6 protein-coding genes are annotated in these 6,565 nt (G+C 67.8%); 2 read left to right on the top strand and 4 right to left on the bottom strand.

What is annotated here, in order from left to right:
- Positions 1–577: 577 nt before the first annotated feature.
- From ABZ822_RS23755 to ABZ822_RS23745, 3 genes are all read right to left on the bottom strand, one after another.
- Positions 578–1,111 carry a GNAT family N-acetyltransferase gene (locus ABZ822_RS23755; protein WP_360857641.1) on the bottom strand — a complete coding sequence of 178 codons (534 nt, stop codon included), beginning with the start codon at positions 1,109–1,111 and terminating at the stop codon, positions 578–580.
- Between the two features lie 202 nt (positions 1,112–1,313).
- Positions 1,314–2,348, bottom strand: coding sequence for a hypothetical protein (locus ABZ822_RS23750; RefSeq protein ID WP_360857638.1), 1,035 nt, complete (start codon positions 2,346–2,348; stop codon positions 1,314–1,316).
- A complete protein-coding gene (locus ABZ822_RS23745) occupies positions 2,336–2,983 on the bottom strand; it encodes a hypothetical protein (RefSeq protein ID WP_360857634.1) in 648 nt (215 codons plus the stop codon). The genes ABZ822_RS23750 and ABZ822_RS23745 overlap by 13 nt, the downstream gene beginning before the upstream one ends.
- Before the next feature lie 630 nt (positions 2,984–3,613).
- Between ABZ822_RS23745 and ABZ822_RS23740 the strand changes: the two genes are divergently transcribed.
- Positions 3,614–4,507: a hypothetical protein gene (locus tag ABZ822_RS23740; protein WP_360857631.1), complete on the top strand. Its 894-nt coding sequence runs from the start codon at positions 3,614–3,616 to the stop codon at positions 4,505–4,507.
- Between the two features lie 269 nt (positions 4,508–4,776).
- On the opposite strand, the gene ABZ822_RS23735 is transcribed toward ABZ822_RS23740, so the two are convergent.
- A complete protein-coding gene (locus ABZ822_RS23735) occupies positions 4,777–5,481 on the bottom strand; it encodes a DUF2470 domain-containing protein (RefSeq protein WP_360857628.1) in 705 nt (234 codons plus the stop codon).
- 237 nt (positions 5,482–5,718) lie between these two features.
- On the opposite strand from ABZ822_RS23735, the gene ABZ822_RS23730 reads away from it, so the two are divergent.
- Positions 5,719–6,441: a GNAT family N-acetyltransferase gene (locus ABZ822_RS23730; RefSeq protein ID WP_360857625.1), complete on the top strand. Its 723-nt coding sequence runs from the start codon at positions 5,719–5,721 to the stop codon at positions 6,439–6,441.
- Positions 6,442–6,565 lie beyond the last annotated feature (124 nt).

Raw genomic sequence — 6,565 nt, 5'->3', positions numbered from 1 at the left:
GCCGCTCGGCGCCCCCGCGTGAGGTCACCATGAGCACTGGCCTGGCGACCGTCCAGACCGGCGGACATCGCGGAGCAAGACCCGATCGCAGCTCGTAGCATGACGGGGATGCCGGTCCGCCGCTGGGCCCCACCGGGCCCTACGATCTGCGCCGCACCCTGAGGGTGCTGCAGCGCGGCGGCCGCGACCCCGCCTTCCCCTGGGACCGCGGCGCGCTCTGGCGCGCTTCCCGGACCCCGCAGGGGCCGGTCACCCTACGGATCGGACCAGATGCCGACGCGCTGAAAGGTGAAGCCCGGAGACCGGGAACCGAAAGGCCCTGGAAACGTCGCCCACGCTGCTCGGCACCGACGATGACCCAACCGCGTCCCGGCCACAGCACCGAATCGTCGCACACACGTTGCACCGCCATCCTGGGCTGCGGCTGGCCCGTACGGGGCTGGTGATGGAATCGCTCGTCGCAAGCGTGCTCGAGCAGAAGGTCTCGACACGGGAACGCCCGGCGACGCTGCGGCTCCCCGCCGTGACCCATCAGCCGCACGACGCCGACCAGAGCCCGCCGGGCACCTCACAACGGTCACGCCCCGGCCTCCCCCGCCCGCCGAAGCTCCTTCTCCAGCAGAGTGAAGGACTTCGGCGCACCACCCGGCTGAGGCTTGCCCTCCTTGTGGCCCACGACGCGGTAACCGGCGTCCTGGTAGTAGCTGTTGAGCCGCGCATTGCCCGCCAAGCAGTCCAGGCGCACGCACGTCCGTCCCACCGCGGCAACCCGGCGCTCCGCAGCCCTCAGCAACAGCCGCCCCGTCCCCGGCGCCGCGGCACTCCGGTCCACCATGAGCCGGTGCACGTAACCGGCCACCGGCGGCTGCCGACCCCAGGCAGCCTCGTCCTCCCACCACAACTCCCAGCCACCGACAAGCCGCCCACCCACCTCCCCGAGCCAGACCTCCCCACACGCCATCACTCGGCGAAAGTGACCATCATCCAGTTCACCCGGCCGCCATTGCCCAGAGACGCCACGCGCCAACATCCAACGCGCCGCATCATCACGGACACGGACCAAGGCAGCCACATCGGCCTCAACAGCCAGACGCACACGCACATCAACCACCCCAGAATCGCCACAAGCCCTCACATCAGCCTCCCCCAAACCCGCGGACACTCACGACCTGTGACCCAGATCGACGGAGAGTACTCGGCTCAGCGGTCTGCTCCGCCTACCCCGGCATGAAGGGCCTGGTGGAGTACACCGCGGGGAGGGGCTGTGCCCGAAACGACCCACAGCCCTCCCCCATCGCGCAGGTGGCGACGACTCAGCGGTTGATCGCCTGGATCTCGCCCACCGTGATGTCCTGGGTGGTGCCGAAGTGCCCGTCGGGGAGCCCGCCGCCGCCTGTTCCGGTGCCGGTCCAGTGGATCTTCCAGGTGATGGTGGCCTTGAGCGGGTAGGTGCCATCGCCGCTGGAACGCAGGTACTTCACGCCGCACGGTGGATCGGTTTTCGCATGGCCCTTGGTGTAGGGCTGGCCGATGCGGCCGTCCTCGATGCGGCACTCACCGGAGGCGGGGTAGGTCTGGGCGTCGTCGGTACCCGGCTCGATGCGGAGGGAAACGGGTTCGGCTGTGGTCGTCGCCTGGATGTTCAGGGCAGGGACGGACGCTGTCACCGAGACGGGCCTGAACGCGGCATTGTCCAGCCACGCCCACGTGGGCAGGTTGACCTTCGTCCCGCCCTCGGGGTTGAGCTCAAGTCTGGTATCGGGAAGGCGTATCTCGGCATAGGCGAGCTGGGCGAGGATCTCGGGCGTGACGGCTTCCGGGGTGTCGGCCGGAGGCGGGTCACCCTTGTCGACCCAGAACGGCGGTTTGCTGCACTTGTCCCACCCTGGAGGGTAGTTGGACGCGGAGTAGGAGTCCCACCAGTAGCCCTTGCCGGACTTGGCCAGGTTGAAGTTCTTGTACGGTCCGCCGTTGACGTATCGCCTGCGCTCCTCGAAGTCCCACTGGGGGCTGGTGGAGTCCACCTCCCAGATCTTTTCCTTGTACTTCTTGAACTGCTTCGGCGTGTACTTGGGCGCGTACCAGCATGCCGGTGGCGACCAGTTCCCGACCGGTGCAGGAGCACCTGCGTTGTTCCCGGAGCCGTTCTTCGAGTGGTCGTAGACGATGCCGCCTGCGGTGGCCGATACCGTGCCGTCTTCACCGGCGTCGCCGGAGGTGTGCGTTCCCCCGTTCGTGGCTCCCCCGTCGCCGTAGCCGGCCCAGGCCGGGCCCGCGGCCAGCACAACGACTGTCACGGATGCCGCCGTGCCCATGCCCAGAGGGCGTCTGAGATTCAGGCCTGGCATTCGGCGCTACCCCTCTGGGACGTCAACTCTTCGGTGATCCAGACGCCTTGATCGTTCGCGCGGAGTCGGCTTGCGTAGATGACAAAGTCGTTCTTGGACGGTTCCGTCACGCTGGTCTTCCCCGTCTTGAGGCTCTTGTTGTACGCCTTGCGCTGGTCTTCGCAGTACACGAGAGACGCGGTCTTGTCCTTCTTGACCTGAGCCTTGGCGTTATAGAACCGCTTGGTCCCGGTGATACGGATCTTGTTGTCCACGAACGACTGGATGAACTGCTCGCTTCCGGCCGCCGCTGTCCCCTCCGTGTAGAAGCGGTAGGCCGCATGGGTGGGGCTCTGGCGAGCGATGGCCATGTCCACGGCTCTGATCATCTGCTCGGTGTCGGCGAGCACGGCGTCCTTGTCCTTGTCACCGGTCTTCTGCCAGTCAAAGACGTAAGACAGATCGCCCGGTACCTTGATCTTCGGCCGGTCGACGGAGTCTGACTGGGAAGACTCCGTAGGCGACGGCTTCTTGCCCGACTCCTCGGCTCCGGCGATCTTCCCTGAATCCTTGCTCTCGTCGCTGCCACCGCTGCATCCCGCCAGCAAGGCGACGGCAGCGAGAACGGCTACGGCAGGTAGGCGTACGGACGCCACGGATCCCCCTCTTGAGTTCTTCTTGATCGATGCAGCCCCAACCTAGTGCACACGCTCCACGCTCCATCAGCGAGAGCCCCGACGTCGCCGGTGCAGGGCGCACCCCGATCCGCGCCATGCAATGAAGCCGGAAGTCCGAGCAGACGGCCCATGCGGTGGGACGCATACGCAGTAGGCGACGTCACCCGCACGTACTGACTGCGCCTCTACGATGCGTCGATGCATGTGACCGGACGAGCGTGCCCGGCGGAAGCACGGGGTGACGTCAGGGCCACACAGACGGCCGCCGCAGGCATACCCCAACAGGCGCCGCCAAGCCCACGGAGACGACCCGCTGCGCAGCGTAGGCGAACCACCTGCGGCGCACCGCGCGTCCCAGGCCCCCGGCAACACACCCGGCGCCTCGTCCGGCGTCGTTCTGCGGTGGAGCGGAACCGCGCGGTGAGAAACACGCTCTTACCCAGGACGTCTACACAAGGAGATCGGATGCGTGCGATCCATTCGTCCCAGCGTCAACGAGCCTGGAGCAGGCGGGCGGTGGGGGTGCTCCTAGCCGCCGCCATCGCCGGCGTGGTGTCCCCGGCCTCAGCAGCCCCCGCAGCCGACGCAACATCCTTACGGCACCCGGACGTGATCCACGGCTCGGCGCCCTCCCTGCACCCCGAAGGCATCGCCTACGACGCCCGACGCGACGCCTTCCTCGTCGGATCCGTCACACACGGCACCGCCTCCCTGGTCACCCCGTACGGCTCAGCCCGCACCCTGGTCAAGGACCTCAAGCTCGTCACCACCATGGGCCTGACCGTCGACCAGCGACGCGGACGCATCCTGGTCACCAACGCCGACCTGGGGGTCGCCGACCGGAGCACCCCGCAGACCGAGAACCGCCTCGCCGGCCTGGGCATCTACGACCTGAAAAACGGTCGCCGCCTCCACTACACCGACTTGGGCCGGCTACTGCCGGGTCGCCAGCACTTCGCCAACGACATCGCCCTCGACCCAGCCGGCAACGCCTACGTCACCGACTCCCTCAGCGGCGCCATCTACAAGGTGACACCGCACGGGCGCGCATCGGTCCTGGTCCAGGACGACCGGCTCGCCGGAACCACCGAGGGCTTCGGCCTGAACGGCATCGTCCTGCACCCCGACGGCTACCTCATCGCCGCCCTGTCCGCGGAAGGAGCCCTCGTCAAGATCCCGCTCGACCAACCGCAGACGTTCCGGCGTGTAGAGCTCAGCGCGCCCATCGGAAGCCCGGACGGTCTGCTGCTCTCCCGCACCGGAACCCTCTACGCCATCGACAACACCAGCAAGAACCGGGTCATCGAACTCGGCTCCACCAACGGCTGGTCCAGCGCGCGGGAGTTGCGCTCCGTGCCGTGGCCCGACCCCGCCCCCACGACACTGACCGCCAGCCCCCAAGGCCCCTACATCCTCACCGGACGGCTCGACCTACTCCTGAACGGAACACGCAGCGACGAGTTCCAGTTGCGGCGACTGCCCGAGGGACGGCACAACCAGTAAGACCCCACCTGACCCATAGCTGACGCCCCACTGCACAACAACATCACCCCGCAGGGGTCTTCGGCGTCACGGCCGCGGTGAATCCGGCACACACCACCCCGCGCCACCCCGGGCCACCGCGGCACCGTCGTCCCAGCTCCTGCAACGTCACAGGTCAGAGGAGCGCACTCGGGGCTGCACCCTTCGATGCCGGTGAGACGACCACACCCACCGCAGTCTGTTCTCAACTGCCGCTCAATGGGCCTGCCCTGGGGGCGAGTTGCGCCCGCTCAGGCCAGCAGACGGCCGGTGTGGGAGAGACGACGCGCGGCGGACAGGAGGGCACGGATCTGAGGGCCGGTCTGGTCGATGTGGGTGACAGGCCTGCGGAACGGCAGCCGGACGTCGCGGTGGGTGCGAAGGCGCTCCAGACGCAGAGTCAGCCCGTAACGGTCGACACCCACCGGCAGCACCCGCAGGACGTCCGAATCCGGACGCGGACGGACGAGGCGGAGCAGCAGGGGAACCAAGTCGCGGTGGTCGTCGAGGAGATGAGTGAGCATGCTCGCCTCGCTCGTTGCGATCGGGTCGAGCTCGGCCGCCTCCAGCTCCTGATAGGTGACGTGAGAGCGCTCCTCGGCGTTCTCGAGGAGCGCTTGGCCGAACTCCATGCACGTACTCTCGGTGGAACCGTGGTCGTAGGGGGCTGCCAGAAGTCCGGTCAGGGTGACACGGGCGCGCAACCGGTCACGCACGGGAGTCGGGGCGATATCGGTGAACTCAAGCCGAACCGGAACACGCTCAACAGCCTGCATCCCACCATCCTCGATCGAGGAATGCAGGTGGAAGTGGCCCATGGCTCCTTCCCCATCGAGCCGGCGGACCTCAGCACACAACCCGTCACTCACCACCGTCATCGAATGCGCAGCGGCCAGAACCGAGCGAACCCGCTCAGCCACTGTCGGCGCCATGGCACGAGCACTCGAGGAACGCATCCGGACCCCCAGAACAGAGAGCAACTTAGGTTTGCCTAACCTAACCCACCGTTCCGGGTCTCGGCCACCCCTCACGACCAAGCCGCCGCACCACCACCACCAACCGTCCAGCGCCCGCACCGGCAGCATCACTCCCGGGTCCTCAAGACCCCCACCCACCCCACCGAGTCGTCGGCGAGGACGACGCTCGGGGCCGGGACGCCGCGGCGTCCCGGCCCCGGCTGTCATGATCGGGCCATGTCGATACATCCGTTGCTGTCCAGAGCGCGGGGGCTGTGGGAGGACCTGGCGCACGTGCCGGTGTCGTTCCCGCCGGCGGGTGGTGTGAAGGTGGCGGTCTCCCCCGAATCAGGTCTGTGCCCAGCCGGATGGGTCGGGATGGTGGCTCTGGGAGAATCAGCCATCGTGACCGTGCCGACCGAGAGCACCGCCACGTTCGTTCGCGATGCACTGGTCGGACTGCCGGCACAAGCCATCGTGGACGGAACGTCAGTCCGCACGGTGCTTCCCATAGCGAGGACGCTCGGACCGGCAGCGCTGTCGTATGTCTCCGCAGACGGATTCCGCCCGGTGCAAACCGGGACACGGACGCTGGAGCAACTACCGGCCGGCCACCCGGACCTGCGGCGGCTGGAGGAATCGGCCGGCGAGGAGGACGCCGGGGAAGCCGGCATGGACGAGATCACCTCGCCCGCCTTCGTCGTCCGCGAGCATGACCAAGTGGTCGCCGCTGCCGGCTATCGGGGCTGGCCAAGTCTCACCGCTCACATCGGCGTACTGACCGCACCGGCGCAGCGCGGACAAGGACTGGCGCGGATCACAGCCTCCGCGGCGGTTGTACACGCCCTCGCCACCGGGCTGCTACCTCAGTGGCGGGCCCGGCCCCTCGCCTCCCGCCGCGTTGCAGCATCACTGGGCTTTGAAGAACTGGGCTTCCAACTGAGCATCGAAATCGTCTAGTCGGCCGGACACCTGTACCGCCCGGGGCAGTCCCGAACTTTACGACTTCGGCATGACCATCGAACCGGACCAGTAGTGCGTGGGCCGCGACCCGTACACCGGCCCTCGATGGCCCGTGACCCCA

The sequence above is a fragment of the Streptomyces sp. NPDC047108 genome, from assembly GCF_040643575.1.
GTDB lineage: Bacteria > Actinomycetota > Actinomycetes > Streptomycetales > Streptomycetaceae > Streptomyces.
Note: the sequence above shows the minus strand (reverse complement) of the source record. Positions and strands in the feature narration are given on the sequence as shown.

Bases quoted from the DNA above. Each gene is read 5' to 3' on its own strand.
- ABZ822_RS23750 (WP_360857638.1), bottom strand. From the start codon at position 2,348: ATGCCAGGCCTGAATCTCAGACGCCCTCTGGGCATGGGCACGGCGGCA.
- ABZ822_RS23730 (WP_360857625.1), top strand. From the start codon at position 5,719: ATGTCGATACATCCGTTGCTGTCCAGAGCGCGGGGGCTGTGGGAGGAC.
- ABZ822_RS23735 (WP_360857628.1), bottom strand. From the start codon at position 5,481: ATGCGTTCCTCGAGTGCTCGTGCCATGGCGCCGACAGTGGCTGAGCGG.